The organism is Nitratidesulfovibrio vulgaris str. Hildenborough, from assembly GCF_000195755.1.
GTDB classification, from domain to species: Bacteria; Desulfobacterota; Desulfovibrionia; order Desulfovibrionales; family Desulfovibrionaceae; genus Nitratidesulfovibrio; species Nitratidesulfovibrio vulgaris.
The window spans coordinates 2,060,381-2,081,877 of sequence record NC_002937.3 but is presented as its reverse complement, the minus strand read 5'-3'; the positions used below and the strand labels follow the sequence as shown (position 1 = coordinate 2,081,877).

General features: G+C 59.5%; 14 protein-coding genes and 1 tRNA gene. 6 read left to right on the top strand and 9 right to left on the bottom strand.

What is annotated here, in order from left to right:
* Positions 1-173: 173 nt before the first annotated feature.
* A complete protein-coding gene (locus tag DVU_RS09460; RefSeq protein ID WP_049775578.1) occupies positions 174-2,366 on the bottom strand; it encodes a SulP family inorganic anion transporter in 2,193 nt (730 codons plus the stop codon).
* A gap of 533 nt (positions 2,367-2,899) precedes the next feature.
* Here DVU_RS09460 and DVU_RS09455 point away from each other — a divergent pair.
* On the top strand, positions 2,900-4,363 hold the full coding sequence (locus tag DVU_RS09455; protein WP_014524359.1) for an ATP-binding protein: 1,464 nt from the start codon (positions 2,900-2,902) through the stop codon (positions 4,361-4,363).
* 1 nt (position 4,364) lies between these two features.
* On the opposite strand, the gene DVU_RS09450 is transcribed toward DVU_RS09455, so the two are convergent.
* Entirely contained in the window at positions 4,365-4,694 is a 330-nt protein-coding gene (locus tag DVU_RS09450; RefSeq protein WP_010939282.1) for a DMT family transporter, read from the bottom strand.
* 598 nt (positions 4,695-5,292) lie between these two features.
* A complete protein-coding gene (locus DVU_RS09445; RefSeq protein WP_010939281.1) occupies positions 5,293-5,622 on the bottom strand; it encodes an STAS domain-containing protein in 330 nt (109 codons plus the stop codon).
* 1,292 nt (positions 5,623-6,914) lie between these two features.
* Between DVU_RS09445 and DVU_RS09440 the strand changes: the two genes are divergently transcribed.
* A complete protein-coding gene (locus DVU_RS09440) occupies positions 6,915-9,668 on the top strand; it encodes a cation-transporting P-type ATPase (RefSeq protein WP_010939279.1) in 2,754 nt (917 codons plus the stop codon).
* Positions 9,669-9,811: 143 nt separating this feature from the next.
* Complete coding sequence (gene catB, locus DVU_RS09435) at positions 9,812-10,456, top strand: type B chloramphenicol O-acetyltransferase (protein WP_010939278.1); 645 nt, start codon at positions 9,812-9,814, stop codon at positions 10,454-10,456.
* 202 nt (positions 10,457-10,658) lie between these two features.
* Here the strand turns inward: catB and DVU_RS09430 are convergent, their stop codons facing one another.
* From DVU_RS09430 to DVU_RS09420, 3 genes are all read right to left on the bottom strand, one after another.
* Complete coding sequence (locus DVU_RS09430) at positions 10,659-11,654, bottom strand: DUF6765 family protein (protein ID WP_010939277.1); 996 nt, start codon at positions 11,652-11,654, stop codon at positions 10,659-10,661.
* Between the two features lie 444 nt (positions 11,655-12,098).
* A tRNA-Leu gene (locus DVU_RS09425) sits at positions 12,099-12,185 on the bottom strand.
* 65 nt (positions 12,186-12,250) lie between these two features.
* A complete protein-coding gene (locus DVU_RS09420; RefSeq protein ID WP_010939276.1) occupies positions 12,251-12,898 on the bottom strand; it encodes a hypothetical protein in 648 nt (215 codons plus the stop codon).
* Positions 12,899-13,074: 176 nt separating this feature from the next.
* On the opposite strand from DVU_RS09420, the gene DVU_RS09415 reads away from it, so the two are divergent.
* Both DVU_RS09415 and uvrA read left to right on the top strand, forming a co-directional pair.
* Positions 13,075-13,761: a DUF554 domain-containing protein gene (locus DVU_RS09415; protein WP_010939274.1), complete on the top strand. Its 687-nt coding sequence runs from the start codon at positions 13,075-13,077 to the stop codon at positions 13,759-13,761.
* A gap of 107 nt (positions 13,762-13,868) precedes the next feature.
* Complete coding sequence (gene uvrA / locus DVU_RS09410) at positions 13,869-16,739, top strand: excinuclease ABC subunit UvrA (protein ID WP_010939273.1); 2,871 nt, start codon at positions 13,869-13,871, stop codon at positions 16,737-16,739.
* 178 nt (positions 16,740-16,917) lie between these two features.
* Here the strand turns inward: uvrA and DVU_RS09405 are convergent, their stop codons facing one another.
* Positions 16,918-17,349 carry a DsrE family protein gene (locus tag DVU_RS09405; protein ID WP_010939272.1) on the bottom strand — a complete coding sequence of 144 codons (432 nt, stop codon included), beginning with the start codon at positions 17,347-17,349 and terminating at the stop codon, positions 16,918-16,920.
* A gap of 400 nt (positions 17,350-17,749) precedes the next feature.
* Between DVU_RS09405 and DVU_RS09400 the strand changes: the two genes are divergently transcribed.
* Positions 17,750-19,006, top strand: a complete 1,257-nt coding sequence (locus tag DVU_RS09400; protein ID WP_010939271.1) for an NYN domain-containing protein — start codon at positions 17,750-17,752, stop codon at positions 19,004-19,006.
* A 109-nt stretch (positions 19,007-19,115) separates the two neighbouring features.
* On the opposite strand, the gene msrA is transcribed toward DVU_RS09400, so the two are convergent.
* Together msrA and DVU_RS09390 are read right to left on the bottom strand one after the other, a co-directional pair.
* On the bottom strand, positions 19,116-19,742 hold the full coding sequence (gene msrA, locus DVU_RS09395; RefSeq protein WP_010939270.1) for a peptide-methionine (S)-S-oxide reductase MsrA: 627 nt from the start codon (positions 19,740-19,742) through the stop codon (positions 19,116-19,118).
* 127 nt (positions 19,743-19,869) lie between these two features.
* Entirely contained in the window at positions 19,870-21,093 is a 1,224-nt protein-coding gene (locus DVU_RS09390) for a phosphotransferase (RefSeq protein ID WP_010939269.1), read from the bottom strand.
* Between the last annotated feature and the right edge of the window lie 404 nt (positions 21,094-21,497).

The window sequence follows — 21,497 nt, the reverse complement described above, 5'->3', positions numbered from 1 at the left end:
CAAGCTATACATGGCCACGTTTAGGTGCGGTAAGCCTCCGCCCCATATTTCTGTGGAAAGCAGACTGCGATCATGCGTCTTTATCTGAATCCACTAACCACGCGCACGTACCTGTAATAGACGACAAGTCGCAATCAAGGCCTTCGACTTGAACTGGCGGCTCACTGTCGGGTCTAGGCCTTCCATGAAGAGATGACGTATCGGTCAAGGCGCAGGGCAAGGTCAGGATTCTCCTGTTCCATAAGGAGTCTTGCCTGCGCGGTGAGCAGGACCGTACGGCATGGGCTGTCGGCCATGATGTGTTCTCTGGCGACGAATGGGGCGAAGGCCGCCTGCGGTACAAGCACGTCACCGGCGCGGAGGTGGGCCAAGCGGGTTCCTCCATCCCCGTCCGTTGCCGTTGCAGAGCCCCATACGAGCATCTGCAACCCCTGCTGCGTCTTCCCTTTCTCTACGAGGAGCGTTTCGCCTTCGTAGTGGCATTCTTGCACCCACGGACGCAACTCTTCTACGAGTGCTTCAAAGAGAATCTGCCGGTCGAGATGGGCCATCATATCATCGACGGATTGTTCGAACAGCATATCCGCAGCGTTTGCCTGTTGCGCAGTCCGCTCTGTATATTCGGTCAGTATGGCTTCTTCACATGCCTCCAGACCTCGGTCAATATCCTGTGCCGTCACCAGATTGTCTATGCTCTCTATTGGCAGAATCCGTTGGAGCATGGAAATGAAGCGGGGAGAGGTCTCGGTAAGTACGATGCGTACGTGCTCGGCGTGCGCTGAGGAGATGAATCGCTGGAAGGCGTTGGCTGCGGATATGTCAAATCCTGAAACATTTTTGAAATCCAGAAGGATACACCATGGCTGCGGAGTCTTGCGCAGTTCCTGCTTCAGGGTTTCGACCAGAAGGGAGGCAGAGCCAAAGAACAGGTAGCCGCTCAATCTGTAACCGCGGATGCGTTCCCCATGCTGCTGGAGAATCGTCCGCTGTGGAATGGAGCGGTTCACCCTGCTGTGAAGAGTGAGGCCGGTAAAGCTGTCGTGGATGATGTCGACTTTGCTTAGGCGGATTATGAACAGCACAACCGTGATGACGAGACCGACAGCGACGCCTTCAAGAAACCCCGAAAAGCAGATGACAAGAAAGATGACACACAGAACAAGATAGTCGGAGAGGGGGAGTCTGCGACGCGTGGCACGGAGCCAGCTGTCCATTATGTCTATGCCCAAGAACACCAGCAGTCCGCCCAGAACCGGCAGGGGAAAGTATTCAAGCACACTGCCGCCCATGAAAAGCACCGCGGCGATAACGCTGGCAGTGATAATGCCCGCCAAGCGAGTGTAAGCCCCGCTTGAGCTGCATAGCAGTGAGAGGGAGAGCGTGTGCGAGCCGGGAGCGCTTCCGCCAAGCCCGCCCAGAGTATTGGCAAGTCCGGCATTGCGGAATTCACGGTCGAAATCGATATCCGTACCGCTCCCCAGTTCCAGACCGCTTATGTTCAACAGCAGTCCCATCATGGTTACGAGCACCACCGTGAACATGATGGGCGTCTGGTCAAACACGATATCCCAACGCACAGTCTGCAGGTCGGAAATGGAGAAGGCGGGCCAGAGGCCCGATGACGGAACCCCAGAAAGAAGAATGCCTGCCGCGCGGGCATCGGCCAAGGATATGGCGAGGATGTGAAAGGCCACGTAGTAGGCTGCTGTGACCATCACGATGGAACAGGGCAGAATCAGAAAGTGCGACCATCGTTTGAGTACCAGCCATAGCGAAATGGCATACAGGACTCCGGGGCTCCACTTCCAGATATGTACGCTTTCAAAAAGCATTGGCAGGCTTTCAACATTCAGCGATAGGGAACTCATCACGGAGATGCCCCCTTTGACGAGCATCCAGCCACCGCCAGCGAGGAATCCGCCTACAACCGGATAGGGCATGAAGCGGAAAAATCTGGTGAGCCGGAAGTGCCCTATGGCCATCAGCGCGATACCTGTGGCGAGGGTGGCAATGCTCATGGCGGCGAGCATTGTGGCGAATGTGGCATTGGGGTCCGACATGCCCATGGCTGCTACGACCGGCACGCCCATGGTGGCCAGAACGGCTACGGGGGCGTCTTGTGGTGTTGATATGGCTGATCGGAACGAGCTGGAAACAGCCAGAAAACCGCATAGAGATGCCGCGCCGAAAAGGGTGAGTCCAGCACCGCGGGTTGCAAGTGGCGCCAGCGGCCCGGAAAAGATCATGGCTGCAAAGGAGACGCCAATCACGACAAGCAGCACGCCGATGACAAGCCCGAGGGCAAGAGCGGGAACCATCTGGGGAGACGTTGCGTCTTCGGCAAGCTCTTTGAAAAGGTGTTTCATGCCATTTTCTCCGGTGCCGCTTTCCATGTCAGTCCATGCGGCGAGTTGTCTGCTTCATATGGAAAGTTGAAGCAAACGGCAATGACACAGATGTGTTCGAAGTTGGACTCCTTGTTGCGACTGACCACGGAACCGCCTCCGGCGAAGGAGGAAGAAGACATGTGTATTCTTGCCGGGGCGGCCCACGTTATGACCAGCTTCGTCCCGCTACAGTGTACGTCGAGGGAGCAACGTATCGGTGAGTAGATGTGGAACGCTGACGGTGAGCCAGCATGTCGCTGATGTGGAAAACACTATTTTACACAGGCAGGCCTTGTGCGGTAACTGAAGCTGAACGCACGTTTCATGATGTATATAGAAAGATGTGCGTGGTGAGCGTCGCAGGTGTTGTGTCTTCTTCTCGTAGCCGTGATTACGTATGAAGGTTGGGGCCGCTTTGCGAGATATGGTATGTGTTGCATGGTCGGTCCGACACCGCCGATTCGCAGTCGGAAATGCCTGAATATCAACTATGGAATAGTAGGGTGGCGTTGATGAAGAGCAAGAAAATATTCGGGATGCAGATTCCTGAGAATGTAGAGAATATATCAGTCGTTTGCAGCGCAGCGCGTGAATGCGCGAGGGCAAGAGGCTTTTCACAGGAAGATGTGCAGACGTTTTGCCTTGTTGTGGAAGAGGCCCTGACCAACTCGATCGAGATGGGGTTTGGGGATACAGAGAATGAGGTCGATATCACAATCTATAACATAACGTCAGGGCTTGGGGTTAAAATTGACAGCGTATGTTTGCCTTTGGAGCCTGAAAAACTTCCGCAGTATAATTTTCAAAGAGTGTCACAATACAATGACACGACTGGCTTGAGTTATCATCTTATGAAAAACATGTCAGATAGTTTTCGTGTTTCTATTAGTGAAGATGGGGCGAGAGATCTGTATTTTGAAAAATACATTCCTGAACAGAAAGTTAAAGATGCGGTCCAGCGTAAAAGAACACTTCGAGTTGCAACTGAGCATACCAAGCGATTTGCAGTGCCTGAAGACGCAGAGAAGATTTCTCGTCTTGTCTTGCGGTCGCATGATGCAGTGTTGTTCGGTGAGAGTATATATTATCCTGATATGGTTAAAGAGATGCTTGCGGAAAAGAGGATGGTTTCAGTCGTTGCAGAGGCTGAATGCGGAGAGTTGATAGCCCACTTCGCTCTTCTGAAGGACATCTCTGGAGACCGGGTGGAGGAGTTGACCTATGTGGTAAGTGATAAGAATTTCAAAAGTCGTGACACTACGAAGTTGCCTGCAATACTGATTGAAGATGCCAAGCGACGAGGTGTGTACGCAATTCAATCTTATGTCGTGACCAATCATATATACGCGCAAAAAGGATGCCTGGCTGATGGTTTTTCTGAAAACGCCCTGTATCTTGCGCTGAATACAGCCTCCCGCCATAAGCAGAATGAAGAGTCTTCATTGCATAGGATAGGCAACCTAGGGCTTGTAAGATATCTTGGTGCGAGAGAATCCGCCCCCCTGTTTCTTCCGCCTCGCCACAGGGAGATGATTTTGGATATATACGCACACATGGGGGTTGAACCGGTCGTTGCTGAAAAGACTGCTGAAAGCGATTCAATGCGTGGGTGTTCGCAAATCGTGACGGATGTAGAGTTCAAGGAAGGCTGGATGCTGATTGTGGTAAAGGAATACGGCCCTGATACGTTCTCCCATCTGAAAAGTGAGTTCTACAAGGCTGTCGTTCAAGGGATTCCATCTATCCAGCTCGGGCTTCCTCTCGCAAATGCAATGACTTTGGAAATGTGCAGTGAGTTTGAGTCGATGGGGTTCTTCTTTGCCGGAGTGTCATCTGGTTACAACAGCAGCGAGAATTTGATGCTGCAATATTTGAACGGTGTTGAACCAGGATTTGAATCGATACATACATTCTCTGATTTTGCGAAAAAACTGAAAGCTTATGTTCATCAGTGCTGGGAGGAAAGGGCCGTTTAGGTCATTCCCCTGAAGAAGTGTAGTTGAGACCTACTACTCCTATGATGATGAGTAACAGTGAGCATATCTTTACGACTGTTGCCCTTTCTCCAAAAATACAAATCCCGATCATGGCTACCGTTGCTGTCCCTACGCCTGACCACACAGCATAGGCGATGCTTACGTCCATTTTCTTCACCACCACAGAGAGTCCCCAGAGGGCCAATCCATAAAAGAGAAAAACAGAGATAGTCGGAATGATTTTGGAGAATCCATCCGACAGCTTCAAGCACGAGGTCCCGGTGACTTCGCAAAAAATGGACAAAAAAAGAATAATCCAGCTTTCTAACATATATACTCCACGTTACTAAGATGATCAGGGTGAGTGCATTGTTGCGAAATCTATCAGATTGGCTGCGCATGGCTTGAGTGTCAATTCGGCCTTGGTAGCAAGAGCATACCGCGCGAGAGCGTGTGGGCACAGCGAAGACCGGAAAGGGATGCAGCTGGCTGTGTGGTTACCGTTTGTCCTCCTTGCTGAAGTAGGCTCTTGACTCGTTGGCGTCGGCATTACGCTGGTATTCGCAGTGCACCGTCAGTCTCCGCATGAGATATGGCCGAGTCTGGCGATAGGCTGTGACCCTAGCGAGGCGTCCGGGGCATGTTTGCCTGTCCGCAGGTCAGAGGGACACCCACGTCCTGCTGGATGCCGGAGGGCATAGCAGGCGTGTCTGACCCCTCTACCTCTTCGCCGCACTCCAATTCCATATCGCTCACGCCTTCCGGATAGCTAGCTGCCTGTGCTGGGGCGACACACTCCTCCAAAACCAGCTCGATACACCCAGAAGCAATTCAGGGACGCTTCGTGTAACGCTTCGCTTGCGAAGAGACAACTGAACTCCGGCAAGGCTGTTCCCCGTGGTCGAAGCGAAGCGACACGCAGTTCCGTGTCATTCTGCAAGTGCTTCGTCTTTTGTGGCAAACACACGGAACATTTTGAAAAATCCGGAAACGCGGAATACCTCGTCAACCATTCCGGTCATGCCGCAAAACGAAAGGTTGCCTCCTGCTGTGCGCAGCTTCTTGGCAGACGACAGGATGCTGCGCAGCCCCGCAGAGCTGATGTACTCAAGGCCGGACATATCCGCGATGACGGCGGTGGTTCCCTGCGTTATCAGAGACTCACAATGTTGCTCGAACGCAGGGGCGGTTACAGCATCCATGCGTCCGGATAATCCTACCAGAGCTCGATTGTTGGAAAGAGTGCATGTGATGTCCATGTATCCTCCTGAAAAAGCATTTCAAAGCGTTTTCCCTGTTGAGCTGGGGCGACGTGGTGCACCGCCAACCTGATCATATCCTCGGAGTGGGTTGCCTCCCTGACAACGCGAGTGCAGATGCCTCGTCTTCGCCTGTCAGGGGGGTGTATTCTCCGGCAAGGGAAGTGTGAGTTTTCGTAAGGCGGATTCTTCCGTACAGGTACCCGTTGGCGTTCATGGCCTCGGATGGGCTGGCTGTGTACATGAAATGAGGCGTACCGGGCATTATATGCACTGTTATGGTCGCAGGTGTCATATCAGGCATGGCCCCGACCATGGGGTATGCCTGTGTTTCAGCCCAATGCGGGCCATCCGCGAATTCGAGTCGTAACGGTGGGGTGTGTGCTCGGCCCAGGCTTGTCACACTGTGCCTGTTCCCACCCAGAAACCGCCGGAAAGGACGTTGAAAACATGCAGGGAGGGGAGGCGCGAACTGACCGGAAAGAGCGGGTGTTCCGCCCCCGACCTGTTTGCGCGCGATGAGCATGAGTGCAGAGTCATGTGCCAGTTGACCAACGAGCATGATATCAAGTCCGGCGTCCTGCCGTTGAATGGCTGTGGAAAAACAGGGGCGGAATCCGTTTTGCCCTGCTCAAACCGACCGAATGGGCCCATGCAGACTCGACCTGACGAATGTGCACACCTCAAGTCCATTCTCGGCGGTCCTGTAAACCCGGCAAATTGCATCTGACGAACCAGTGCAGCCCCAGTTCAACCCGCATTGTAGCGTGCGCCCTCAGGCTAGGTAAAGGCATAGCCTTATACACGGCACACGGCAGGGCAGTAATTGCAGGAACAGGTGTGAGGCGTACGGCTGGCGAGCATTTTCCTCTTGTGCGGAACCTGCATGTGGCACCTATGATGTCGGCGCAATCGTGCGTGGGAGACTGGTACACAATTGCGCAGCTGAAAGCGATATGAATCTTGCCAACGGGCTCCGCACGTCTTCGCCAAGGCTCTCCTGCAAGGGCTGTCACGGCCGAGTTCTATCGAATCTGGATTGGGTATGCGCCGTATGAGAGGGGTCTTGACCTGCGGGATCTGGCATTCCAGTGGCGGAAAACTCAATGCCTTTGGCCTCGTAAGAAAAAGACCGTCCGGCCATCGTTACGGGGCCACGAAGTGGACTCTACTGTTGAGTCTTCTCTCTTCTTCAGTGTATACTAGTGGTTGACTGTTCAGAATGATAGGTGATGATATCTTTTGCATGGAGTGTTGCAATATCCTTGGACCATTTGCCACAAGGAGCAAGCATGGATTCTCTGACAGGAAAGCTCTGGCACCATCTCAGTGCTGAAAAGGCTACGGAAGCCCTGCAGACCGACCCGCAGAAGGGGCTGGACACCTTCGAGGTGCAGCGGCGGGCGGTAGAGTTCGGCCCCAACGCTCTCACAGGACGTCGAGGAAAGACGCCCCTGGAGCGGTTCCTGTTGCAATTCCATCAGCCGCTCATCTATGTGCTGCTGCTTTCCGGGCTCATCACGGCTGTGCTGGGCGAGGTCGTCGACTCTTCCGTCATCATCGGTGTGGTGCTGGTCAACGCCATCGTCGGCTACATTCAGGAGGCCAAGGCTGCCGGTGCGCTAGAGGCACTGGCCCGTTCGATGGTGGCAGAGGCCGAGGTCGTCCGGTCAGGTGGTGTCCGGCGTATCGGCGCCGTGGACCTCGTGCCCGGAGACGTGGTGCTGTTGCGCAGCGGCGATAAAGTTCCCGCTGACTTGCGTCTCGTCACTGTCAAAGACCTGCGGGTCGACGAATCGGCCCTTACGGGAGAATCCGTACCTGTCTCCAAGGCGGTGGGCACTCTGCCACGGGAGACCGTTCTCGCAGACCGCACCAACATGGCCTACGCTTCGGCGCTGGTCACCTACGGCACTGCCACGGGGGTGGTGGTCGCCACGGGCGACCATACCGAAATCGGGCGTATCTCGACCATGGTGCATGAGGCCGACACACTGGCAACACCCCTCACCCGCCGTATCGAGAAGTTCAGTCACCTGTTGTTGTGGGCCATCATGGCTCTTGCGGTGCTGACCTTCGTCGCCGGAGTGGCACGCGGCGAGAAGGCAGCGGAGATGTTCATGGCAGCGGTCGCGCTTGCGGTGGGTGCCATCCCCGAGGGCCTTCCGGCAGCCGTGACGGTCATTCTGGCCATTGGCGTGTCGCGCATGGCGTCGCGCGGGGCCATCATCCGTAACCTTCCGGCCGTTGAGACTCTTGGCGGGGCTTCCGTCATCTGTTCCGACAAGACCGGAACGCTCACCGAGAACAGGATGACCGTCACCGCCCTCTATGCGGCGGGCAGACGGTATGCCGTAACCGGGACAGGCTATCGGCCCACCGGGGACATCATGCCCAGTGGCGAGGGATATGCGCCTGCCGGTGATGATGCGCATCGTGGACTTGCCATGGCTGAACTTTCGGGCCGGAAGGCCCTGTTCGCCACGTTGCTGGGTGGTGCGCTTTGCAATGATACCCGCATCGAAGCAACCCCCGAAGGCGACAAGGTCGAGGGCGACCCCACCGAGGCCGCATTGCTGGTTGTGGCTGCGAAGGCGGGCATTCATGTCGCCGACGCGTTGAGGACTGCGCCCCGCGCGGATGCCTTGCCGTTCGAGTCCGAGCATCAGTACATGGCGACGCTGCATCATGGCGAGGCTGGCCCGGTGGTCTACGTGAAGGGTTCGGTCGAGGCCGTCCTGTCACGCGCAGACCGGATGCTGCTGGACGATGGCACGCTCGTTCCGCTTGATGTCGCGGCATTTCGCGAAGAGGTCGAACGCATGGCGGTGCAGGGATTGCGTGTGCTTGCGTTGGCCCAGCGCGTGGACGGTGTGGGTGTGGCGCATCTGACACATGATGATGTCGCGTCCGGACTTGTCGTGGTCGGGTTGCAGGGCATGATCGACCCGCCCAGGGCCGAGGCGGTGGCGGCTGTCGCCGCATTCCATGGTGCGGGCGTGAAGGTCAAGATGATAACAGGCGACCATGCCGTGACAGCCGCCGCCATCGGCAAGCAGATCGGCCTTGGCGATGCCGGATGCCCCGGCGACCCCGCCTGCAAGGTGCTCACGGGTGCGCAACTTGCGGGACTGACCGACGATGAACTGGTGCGTCATGCCGCTGAGACATCCATCTTCGCGCGTGTCGCGCCGGAACAGAAGTTGCGACTGGTCATGGCGTTGCAGAGCAGGGGCGAGGTCGTCGCCATGACGGGGGACGGCGTCAACGACGCCCCCGCACTCAAGCAGGCGGACATCGGCGTTGCCATGGGGCACGGAGGGACAGAGGCCGCCAAGGAAGCTTCGGACATGGTGCTCACCGACGACAATTTCGCGACCATCAAGGCTGCCGTCGAAGAGGGGCGCGGCGTGTACGACAACCTGCTCAAGTTCATCGTGTGGACGTTGCCGACCAACCTTGGCGAAGGGCTGGTCATTCTGGTGGCGGTGCTGCTTGGCATGGCACTGCCCATCCTTCCCGTGCAGATATTGTGGATCAATATGACAACCGCCAGCATCCTGGGCATCATGCTGGCCTTTGAGCCCATGGAACCGGGCCTCATGCAGCGCAAGCCGCGCGACCCGGCGCACCCCATTCTCGACCGTGAGCTCTTCCGGCGCATCGTTCTTGTGGGCTCGCTGCTTCTGGTGTCTGCCTTCGGACTCTACAAGTTCGAACTGGCGCAGGGGCACACGCAGGAGGCGGCACGTACCGTTGCGGTGAACGTGTTCGTTCTGGTGCAGACCTTCTATCTGTTCAATAGCCGGTCTTTCACCCGGTCTCCCTTCGAGCTTGGTATCATGAGCAACCCGTGGACGTTGCTCGGGGCGGCGTGCATGATCGTCTTGCAGGTGGCGTTCACCTATGTGCCTGTCATGAACGGGCTGTTCGGTAGCGCCCCCATAGGACTGGGGGCATGGTTGCGTATCCTTGGTGTCTCGGTCCTCGCCTATGGCGTTGTCGAGGCGGACAAGAAGCTTCGGGCCAGGGGTGCATTGAAGTAACCCCGCATGTGTCTTGACGTACTGACGCGGCCTCCGCCTGCCATGTGTGGGGGGAGGCCGTTCGTGTGACCCGCGTTTCTTGCGGCGCGCCAGCGCATCCTGTATGGGCCGTAAGACTTGAGCCATCCCCATGGGAGGATACTGTGTCCGACTCTCCATTCAGGAGTCCCTTTGAGGGGATTCCGCTGTCACAGCAGGTAACCAACCCGAACATCAGAGTCGGGCGTTTCAGCTACTATTCCGGGTACTACCACGGACATGGCTTCGACGACTGCGCCCGCTATCTCGCCCCCGACCGCGATGACGTGGACAGACTCGTCATCGGAAGTTTCTGTTCCATCGGCAGCGGTGCAAGCTTCATCATGGCTGGCAATCAGGGGCATCAGCTTGAATGGGCGGCGACCTTTCCCTTCTTCTACATGCAGGACGAAGCAGCCTTTTCGGGGGCAGTGGACGGATTCGTGCGCGCTGGCGATACCCTTGTCGGCAACGATGTCTGGATAGGGACCGAGGCGATGATCATGCCCGGTGTCAGCATCGGGGACGGGGCTGTCATCGGCAGTCGTGCGCTGGTCACACGCGATGTCGAACCCTACAGTATTGTGGGCGGCAATCCGGCGAAGTTCATTCGTAAGCGTTTCGATGAAGAGAACATTGCATTGCTTCTGGAGATGCAGTGGTGGGACTGGCCTCTGGAACGTCTGCATGAGGCCATGCCGTTACTATGTGCCAGCCGCATCAGGGACCTGCACACCTACTGGCGTGGCTGGTGCGATACAACGCGCTGAATCCGGCACGGGTCGCCGTTGTCGTGCGAGTGGCACGCGCCATCGTGCCATGCCACTCGACACGCTGAATCTCATTTGCTTGCAGCACATCCAGAGTGATGCTGGTAGGCTGAAGCGTTCTGCCCTTTCCGGCCCCTGTTCACTCCCCGACATGACCAAGGCGCACTCCCTGCCATGCTTCTATCGTGCCGGGGCTGTTCGGCTAATGGTCTCCAAGCCTGATGCCCATCTGGCTGAACAGGGCGTCCATATCGCTCATGCAGTATTTCTGGTGTGCCTTCACTGCGTCCTGAAAGTGCGCCCAGTCGGTCGACTGCCAGTGGTTACCCCTGAAGGTGTAGCTGTCGCGGAAGATGGTCGGCCCCTTGGTATGCATGTCGTCCAGCCCGTTCACCTGCGTTGCGATGGCTTCATCGAACCAGCGCGTGGGCGAGTACTCGTCCATTTCCAGCAGTCGCCTGTAGGCGGCGATGCGCCGTGCCTCTCCCTTGTTCGTCACGTCGTCTGATACGGCACCCATCGCCTTGCGAAGGTCGTCGGCAAGCGCCTCCCAAGGCCTGTTGGCGGGGCGCATGCCGGGAATGCTGCGGAATTTCGCATAGATGTGCCCTGCCGCGGCGATGAAGCGCTCGTTGTTGCTGACAGCGTTGTCGAGCACACGCCTGTCTTGCCAGCGGTGCGCCACAAGGTCGGGGTGGTGGGCGTAGTCGGCATGCCCGATGTTGGGCAGGGGGTTCAGGCTCATGCCGTTGATGGCGTCATGCCAGCCGACGAAGTTCTGGTGTGCCCATGTGTCTGCGTAGGCATGGGTCGCCACGGCGATGCGGTGAAGCCTGTGCGATGAGATGTCGGACAATGCGGCATCGAAGATGCGGTTGGCGCGTTCGCTGTCGGGCGTTGTGGTGAGAATGTGCATCTTGCCGTCCCCGCGTCGGGCCGATGGTGCCTCGGGTGCGCCGGGAATGAAATGGAAGATGGGGTAGATGCGCATCAGCGTCTGCTTCGGCTTGAGGATGTTCATGGTCTGGCTGATGTAGGCTTCATACATGCCGCCATGTTCAGGAAGTTCGACCATGAGGTGCTTGTCGTTGTCGTCGACATACTGCGAAGCGTGGGCGATGGTCTGCGCCTCGTCTTCGTCGAAGCCTGCCGCATGGGCGATGATGCCCGTCATCCAATAATGGAATTCGTGGTTCATAGGTCCCCCCGGTGTAATGCCGTGCCCGGCTGTCACAGCACTGCCGCCCCGCACACGGCGTGTCACGCGTATGGCTTTACGCCTTGTGATAAGCGCTACACGCTACCTGATTCGAAGGGTATTAGTAAGTGATGCCTGACATGGGCGGTACGGGGAATGACGTTTTATGCGGGTGGCTTCCGATGGCCAGCTGGCGCAAGCGCGTGTTGCAACACCCGCGCGCCACATCGACCGCGAGAAGGCCGCCAATTTCGCGCAAGCGCTTTGCCCTGTCACGCCAGATGAGAAAACAGCTTTCTCAACTTGCGTGACGCATTTTCTCAACTTGGGTGACACCCCACAGTGGGGCAGGAGTGGGACAGATGAGGGACAGAAAGGCGAGGGACAAAAACAAAGGGACACGTCCCACTCGTTGAAAGTGGTCGTATCCCTTTGTTTTCATTCTGGTACCGGAAGTCAGACTCGAACTGACAAGGTGTTGCCACCGGCGGATTTTGAGTCCGCTGCGTCTACCAATTCCACCATTCCGGCATGAGCCGTCTCACGGCAGAAAGCTAATGTCATAGTGTGCGGGCGTGGTCAAGCCCGCACCGCGGCTATTGCTGTACCGTGTTGGGGGTGTCGTTGGCCTGTCCGTTGCCGGACGCTGCCGGACGGATGCGCTTTTCGAACGTTCTGCCGTTCCATATGAAGTCGACGGTGTTGTCGGGCTTGATGTCGGCAAGGCCCGTCTCCGTCCAGAAAAGGGGGCGGGCTTCGAGGTTGGCGTCGCCAAGGCAGAGCATGATGGAGGGGTCGATGCCCTCCGGCAGCGAGTTGCCCTGTACGAAGAAGTCCGACGCGGGCGGTTCGTCTGGGCCGGCGGCAGGCACGAGTCTGCCACCCGTCTCGAGGCGCCACACCTCGATGGTGCAGGCAGCGCCGCTGTTCGTACCCACGACGGCAACACCCGTGTTGCCGTCATTGAGGAACAGGTGGACGGCAACACGGCTTTCCAGAAAAGGCAGCGAGGCCACCACAAGCCTGTCGGGTGTGTCTGTGACGATGGCCCAGTAGTGCGATTCGCCTTGTTCAGTGAGTTGCAGCTTCTCATCTTCGGTCAGCCCTTCGGCTGTATTCTCGAAGATGGTGGCGGGCATCTGCCTGAATACATCCAGCGCGGTGGGGCGTGTTGTCTCGGCGTAGGCGGTGGTCGAGGCGAAGACCAGCAGGAGGAATCCGTAAAGGCGCATGAGGCGGGACATGAAACGACTCCTTACAATCGTTGATGTGGCACACCTGAAAATGCCACATCCGGATGATAGCCCCCGTCATCGCATCTGTCCATGAGCCTGTGCGATCAAACAGTTCGGATATGCTTCCAATATCCCATGATATGGGCTATCAAGCGCCTGATTAACCGCACAAAAAGGGGAGCATCATGATCCTGCCTCTCGGCTCACTGGTCAACGCCGCCGCCGTGGTGGGCGGCGGGTTCATTGGCCTGCTTCTTGGCGCGCGTCTTCCCGACCGTGTGCGCGCCATCGTGTTTCAGGGGCTTGGATTATGCACCATGGTCATCGGCATGCAGATGGCCTTCAAGACTGCGAATCCTCTCATCATGATCTTCAGTATCCTCGGTGGTGCGGTCACGGGCGAACTCATGCGTCTTGAAGACCTGTTCGTCAAAGGTGGCGAGGCCCTCAAGGCACGGCTCAAGTCGTCGAATCCCCGCTTCACGGAGGGGCTGGTCAACGCCACGGTGTTGTTCTGCATAGGTTCCATGGCCATTCTCGGGCCGTTCGACGAGGGGCTGCGCGGCGACCGCACCATCGTGCTCACCAAGTCCATTCTCGACGGGTTCGCTTCGGTGGCGCTGGCTTCGGCCATGGGGGTGGGCGTGCTTTTCGCCGCCGTGCCGCTGCTGCTGTATCAGGGGGGCCTGACCCTCTTTGCGGGTACGTTGCAGCCTTATCTCGGCCCGGTGGTGATGAACGAACTCACCGCCACTGGCGGGGTGCTCATCCTCGGCATCGGCATCAACCTGCTGGAACTCAAGCGCATTCCTCTTTCCAACATGCTGCCAGCCCTGGTCTATGCCGTGGTGCTGGCTCGCATCTTCGGCTGACCGGAATCGTCAAGGGGGCTTGCACCCGGCCGGAGGCGGATTATGTTATGCCCTTGCGCGCACGCACGGGGCATACCGCCCCCGGCCCGCGCCCGGAGAACAGCCGCATGAGCAAACATTGCATCCACATCGAAGGGGCACGCCAGCACAACCTCAAGAATGTCGACATCGACATCCCGCGCGATGAACTGGTCGTCGTGTGCGGGCCTTCGGGGTCTGGCAAGTCCACACTGGCCTTCGATATCGTGTACGCCGAGGGACAACGCCGCTATGTGGAGTCGCTCTCCGCCTATGCACGTCAGTTCCTGCCGCAGATGGACAAGCCCGCCGTCGACAAGATCGAGGGCCTCTCTCCCGCCATATCCCTTGAGCAGCAGACCTCTACGCGAAACCCGCGCTCCACGGTGGGCACCGTCACGGAGGTCTACGACTTCTTGCGCGTGTTCTATGCACGGCTTGGTCGCATGTACTGCCCGCAGTGCGGACGCCCCATCGAGGCGCGTGCTGCGGATGAGATCATCGCAGACATCCTCGCGCTGGGCGAGGGTACGCGATGCATCATCATGGCACCGCTGGTCGAACACCAGAAGGGTACGCACGCAGACCGCTTCAAGAAGCTGAAGGCCGAGGGCTTCGTGCGGGTGCGCGTCAACGGCGAGACGACGACCATCGACGACGTCCCGCCGCTGGACAAGAACCGCAAGCATTGCATCGACCTCGTGGTCGACCGCATCGTGGTCAAGGAAGGCATACGCGGACGCCTTGCCGATTCTGTCGAACTGGCGTTGCGCTACGGTAACGGAAGACTCGTCGTCGAGGTGCCGGGGCAGGGCGAGACGGTGCACTCCACCGAATCGGTATGCCCCTCCTGCCGCATCAGTCTGCCCGCGCCGAGTCCGCAACTCTTTTCCTTCAACAGTCCGCAGGGGGCGTGCCCGCATTGTTCTGGCCTTGGCAGTGTCGACTACTTCGAACCCGCACTCCTTGCGCCCAACCGGGGGCTTTCGCTCAACACGGGCGCGTTGCTGCCGTGGAAGAACCCTCGGGTCTTCGCGCGCTGGCAGGCTGACCTTGAGAAGCTGGCGAAGCGTTTCGGTGTGACTCTCTCCACCCCCCTTTCCGCATGGCCCGCTGCAGGACTGGAAGTGCTCTTTCATGGCGACGGTTCATTGCCCCATGCGGCTGCCGGTGACGAAGGCAGCGGCGGCGGTGCGGACACCCGGAAGAAGGGCAGGCGCGGGGCAGATGAGGCGTTCGGGCCGCCCACGGGCTGGAGCGGTGTGACACAGCTTCTTGAAAGCGGGATGCAGTACGGTGACGCTTGGCGTGACGAGATGTCGCGCTACCGCCAGAGTCGCCCCTGCCCTGCGTGCCATGGGGCACGGCTGCGGCCCGAGGCGCTGTCGGTGCGCGTCGACGACCTCGACATCCATAGTTTCTGTTCGCTTTCAGTGGCGCGTGCCCTTGCATGGCTGCGCGAACGCAGCTTCGACGGACGGCATACGCTGGTCGCTGAACCCTTGCTCAAGGAACTCACGCACCGTCTTGAGTTTATGGTCAACGTGGGGCTCGACTACATTTCGCTGGGCCGCAACATGTCGACCCTCTCCGGCGGCGAGGCACAGCGCATCCGCCTCGCCTCGCAACTCGGTTCCGGACTGGTGGGGGTGACCTACGTGCTGGACGAACCCTCGATAGGGCTGCACCCGCGGGACAACGAACGGCTCATCCGCACCCTGCGCAGGTTGCAGCAGCGCGGGAACACCGTGCTCGTGGTCGAACACGACGAAGCGACCATCCGCGAGGCGGATACCGTCATCGAACTTGGGCCGGGGTCGGGTGCTCTTGGCGGCGAGGTGGTGTTCAGCGGGCGCGTGCCCGACCTGCTTGGAACCGCAGACACGTTGACGGCGCGCTACCTGCGCGGTGAGATGACCATTCCCCTGCCGGAATCGCGGCGCAAGGGCGATGGCGCGTTGACGCTTCGCGGCGTGACCACCAACAACCTGCAAGGTCTCGATTGCTCCATCCCCTTCGGCGTGCTGACATGTGTCACGGGCGTCTCCGGGTCGGGGAAGAGTTCGCTTGTGGTGGACACGCTGTACAAGCACGTCGCGCTGGCGCGGGGTATCAAGGTCGATTCGCCGGGGAGCATCGGCGGTATCGACGGACTCGACAGGATAGAGCGTATCGTCGCCATCGACCAGACGCCCATCGGGCGGACGCCGCGTTCCAACCCCGCGACGTATACCAAGATATTCGACGAGATACGCGACATCTTCGCCATGACGGCAGATGCCCGTAAGCGCGGGTACAAGCCGGGGCGCTTCAGCTTCAACGTGCGTGGAGGACGGTGCGAAGCCTGTGGCGGAGACGGGCAGCTGCGTGTCGAGATGCACTTTCTGCCCGACGTGTTCGTCACGTGCGACGTCTGCAAGGGGCGTCGTTACAACCACGAGACGCTCGAAGTCCGGTACAAGGGCCTCAACATAGCGGAGGTGCTCGACCTCACCGTGCGACAGGCACGGCAGTTCTTCGAGAACTATCCCGTGCTGGAGCGCAGGCTTGGGGTGCTCGAGGACGTTGGCCTCGAATACCTCAGACTGGGCCAACCGGCGACGACCCTTTCGGGTGGTGAGGCGCAACGCATCAAGATATCACGCGAACTCGGAAAGCGTAGCCTGCCCGGCACGCTCTACATCCTCGACGAACCCACCACGGGGCTGCACATGCACGAGGTGGGCAAGCTCATTCGCGTGTTACATCAGCTTGTGGACAGGGGCGCGACTGTTGTGGTCATCGAACACAACACCGACGTCATCCTGTCGTCCGACCATGTCATCGACCTCGGGCCGGGTGGTGGCGAGAATGGCGGGCGCATCGTCTCTGCGGGAACTCCGGAGGAGATTATCGCAGACTCGGCATCCGTGACCGGGGCGTTCCTCGTGCAGGAACGGGCCATCCGCAACGGCGGGTAGGCGTTGCCGTCGACTTCCCGGAGTGCTTCGGCGTGAGCGGATTCACGGAGTATCACGTCTGAAAAGGGCCGCCGTCTTGCCTCGGCAAGGCGGTGGCCCTTCATTCTTTCGGGAAAAGCGTGAAGGGGCGTCTATGCGCCGTCGGCACGCGCGTCCTTCATGGACCAGATGCGCCGCCCTACCAGCTGAGTGTCCTTGCATCGTTCGAGAACAGGGCCTTCTCCGTCAGGTCGGGGTTGCTGACCTTCGCACCGGGCATGAGGTCCGCTTCCGCAAGCCCGTAGTGCTTCATGCAGGTAGGGCAGACGTAGACCGTGCCGCCTTTGGCGATGACCGCCGCCAGCGTCTTCTGCTGTTGCTCGAAGGCGGCACTGTTGGCTTTGGCCGCAAGCATCACGCCCCGGTCGTTGAGAAATACGGTGAGCGGGTGCCCTCGTTGCAACTGGTTGTAGCCGAAGCCGATGCCCATGTTCGCCCTGTGCGCGTCATCGGTGGTCATGTTGATGAAAAGAGCATCGGGACTTTCGGCATGTGACGGTGTCGCGTTGCAGAGAAGCAACGCCATCAATGTCGCAAGGAGGATGCTGCCTGTACGGTGTGCCAGTGTCATGGGGCCTCCTGGGGTTTCCGCCGGGGGGATATGAGCCGTGCGGGACGTGCATATCCGCCGCGGGCTGTGGATGGATGAGGACTGTCACATACTAGTGCATGCACGGATATTGGGGAAGACGGAACGTATCGGCGGTGTCGTCGGTCCACCTTTTTTTCATGCGGGGATTGTCGCGAAAGGTGCAGCGTGCTAGTGTCATAGTGGAACAAGCGCCGCAGGATACGGACACGCGTCGGCATGTATGACGCAGAGTCCCGGGGTGCGGCATCGTCCTGTCTGCGCCGGTGCAGGCAAGGCAAAAGCATGGGTATGGCTCATACCCGCAGAACGGCAGAAACCGGGCTTCGTTCTCGTTTCTAGAGGGCGTACGCCTCCTTATGAACATCTTGGGAGTATCTTTATGGGTAAGTTTACCGGTTATGAAGAGGTCTATAGTGCCTTGTATGTCGACTTCGACAACATCTACACCCGCCTTCGGGAGATGGACCCCGAAACGGCGCGCCTCTTCGGGAGAAACCCGCAGCGATGGCTCAAGTGGCTTGAAGGGCATGCCCTCAAGATGCTGTATGGCGATGGCGTGCGGCGGCGCATTCTGAAGCGCATCTGCTATCTCAACCCCGAATGGTATCAGGAGTACCGCCCCTATTTCATCCGGGCCGCGTTTCAGGTCGTCGATTGCCCGCCGCTGACGCAGCAGGGCAAGACCAGTGCCGACATCCATCTCGTGATGGACTGCATGGATGCGCTCAGCCACACCACACGTTTCGACGAGTTCATCATCCTGTCGGGCGATGCGGACTTCACGCCGTTGCTCATCCGTATTCAGGAACATGCCCGGCGGTCGCTTGTCCTGTCGGTGGGCTACACCTCGCCCGCCTATGCCGCAGCAGCCTCGTGGCGTATCCGTGAAGACTGGTTCGTGGCGCAGGCAGTCGAGGAAGACCCGCAAGAATTCGGCGGCCCCGCTGCCACTGCCGGGCCCATCGTCGACCTCGACATCTCAACCCGCGCCGTCGACCTCATCAGGCGCACCGTGGCGGAGTCTCCCCAGCCGGTGCCCATCGCCGCCGTCGGGCAGTTGTTGCAGCGTGAACTTGATGCCTCGACCGAATGGTTCGGCTACGGCAGGCTGCGCGATTTCATAGACCATCTTGAGATAGCCCCCATCGAGTTTTCGGCGGTTCCCCCCGGGTACCTGTTCGAGGCCGGGCGTCACCAGCCCCCGGAAGAACGGAGCACGCATGAGGACTTCCGCAGTCGTTACCCCGAGCTTTTCGAGTTCGCCCAAGGGGTGCATCGACTCACGGACATGCCTTTGCTGCGGCCCGAACACTACCGGACCCTCCTCGGTTTCATCGTCGAAGAGGTGAACACCAACGGATTCAGCATGACGCAGACCTCGCGCAACGTCCGTGACAAGTGCGTCGAAGCCGGACTGCCGGTGGCGCGCGCGCATGTCAACTTCGTCCTCGTGGGCATCGGGCGTGGCGGGTACCTGCTCAATGAAGTGCAGAGTGTGAACCTGCGTGAGGTGGCCAAGTCGTTTCTGCGTAACGCCTACGACCTGTGCCGCATGTCGCAGATGGCGCTGGGCCATGAGGAGCAGAAGATGCTTCTGGAATGGATCATGCCGCGCGATATCCCCGCCGGGGAGTGATCGCACCGGCATCTCTCGTCCGCTTGCGGACGGGAGATGCGAGCAGGGCATATGCAACGGGGACGCCGTGAGGCGTCCCCGTTTTGCATCATGCCGGGAGGCGGGCGCGCTACTTCGGACTTCCCCAGACCTCTTTGAGCTTGCGGTCACGACCGCAATTGGAGCGGTAGAAGCTGTAACGTAGCGGATTCTTCTTGTAATAGTCCTGATGGTACTCTTCGGCGGGCCAGAAGGCACCGGCCGGTTCGATGCGGGTCGCCACGGGGCGTCCGAATCGTTCTTCGAGGGCTTTCAGGCTGGATTCCGCATCGGCGCGTTGCGATGCGTCCTGCGGGAAGATGGCAGACCGATACTGGCTGCCCCTGTCGCAGAATTGTCCTCCGGCGTCGAACGGGTCGACATTGTGCCAGAAGGTGTCCAGAAGGGCGGTATAGCTCACTTTGGCGGGGTCGTACACGACGCGCAAGGCTTCTGCGTGACCTGTCCCGCCGTTTGAGACCTGTTCGTAGGTCGGTGACTCCACTGTGCCGCCCGTATAGCCAGAGGTCGTCTCCAGCACCCCCTCCACCGCATCGAAGGGCTTTTCCATGCACCAGAAGCACCCGCCAGCGAAGACGGCTACCTGCATCCCGGCTGGTGGAGGCGGGGCAGGCTGTGCCGCATGGGCAAGGGCCGGCGGCAGCAGGGCGGTGGCAAGAAGAAGCCCGGTTAGCAGCAGGGTTTCAATGGCAGTCATGGCGTGCTCCTTGGATTGGCGTGACACGTCATTGAGAGATAGCAATGCCGTTGTGTGTTGTACAGGCCGTGAATACTCTGTACCCCTCACCCGGCTTGCAGCCTCCGTGCAGGGGGCCGGTTCGCACCTATGATGCCGCGCCTGACGTGCCCCACAAGTCGGCAAGGGCGCGGCGCTGGTGCACGAGGATGTCGAAATAGTCGAGTTCCATCTCCAGCATCTCATGGTCACGCTTGCGTAGCCATTCGGAAAGCCAGCCGAAGCGCGAGGCGATGACCATGTCGGGCAGCAGGCGCAGCATGTCGGCGGAGATGCCGCCCCTGTGCAGCGTGTGTACGAGTCCGAGAACGAACGGGCCGCGCAGTCCTGAAGGGTGCTCGAACCCGACGCATCCGACACAGTTGGCAGCGTCGTACAACAGAGGGCGTGCTCCGGCGAACTCCCAGTCGATGACCCCGGCGATGGCGTGATGTGTGGTCTCTCTGCCGGGTGTTCCCGGTATATCCCGGTGCGCGGTGTCGGGTGCCGGGACATCGCCCTTCCAGATGATGTTCAGCGGGTGCAGGTCGCCATGTGCCAGCACCACAGGCTGCGAGGCAAGCACGTCGGGCAGTGTCTCCATGACGGGCAGGACGGGGGCGAGGCGCTGGCGTATTCCGGGATGGCGTTCGGCAATGACAGAGACCATGTGCTTCACATACGCTACCACGCCCTGCCGTCCGTCATCGCAGTGTTCTGCGGGCGGGATTGTTTCCAGTGCGCCTCCGGCATGGACGAGGTCGAGGATGCACGCAGCCACCGCCGCACCGCGCCACCCATGACCGAGGTAGTCGGGACGGGGGAGGGGGGCACCTTCGATGAACGGCGTGACCTGCCATGGGAATCCGGCGTGGTCGAGCACATACGCGCGCATGTGGGGCTTTTCGTCTTTCTGATGGGGCTGTGCGGAGTCCGGCCCAGAAGTGTGGGCCGCTGTCAGGGGTTGGGGCAAGACGGTGCAGGGGTCGGCATCACCCGTTTCCCTGTCCGGTCTGCGGACAGCGCGTGGAGCAGGTACCCATGAGAGTCCGTCACGGGCGAGGCGGGCAATAAGGCTGCCTATGATGCCGCGGCGCGATGCCTGTCCGGGGGCAAGCCGTTCGACCATCCACAACGACGCTTCCGGCGCCGTAACGTGCGCGGGATGCGCCCTGACCACATGGCGGCTGACACAGCGTTCGGGACTTCCGGGGAAGGCGTATCCACGTGGTGTTTCGAGCAGTACAAGGTCGAAGCGGGCAGCGACCTCGGAGAGGAGGCGCGGTGTGACGATGTCGGAATCGGGGGCGTACCCATGGAGGGGAAGAGGCATGTACCTGTCCTGATGGCGGTTGAGCATGGACGCATGATGGGCGCAGGCGAAGACGTGTGGGCTGGCAACCGGTGGCCCGTCGCCCGACTGCGGTATGGGGCTGCGCGGGGTGCCGCCCCGTGTGCTGGCTGGCCGTCTGCCCGGTGACCGGGGTGGCCGTCGGAGGCCGCCATCCTGTTGCCATCGGGTGATTGCCGGGAGCCTCTGCCGGATGGCGGGCTCCTGCGACGATGCGTCGCAGCCTGTCGAATCCCCGTATACGGCTAGCTGGCGTTACTATGGGCCGTGCTCCACGCCTGTCGGGCTGCTGGTCGCGTCGGGCTATGCCGTATGCCCGCGCCCCGTTGCCCGTCGCCCGTCTGCGAGGTTCTTGTGGAGTGTGTCACCTCGCACAGGTCGCGGGT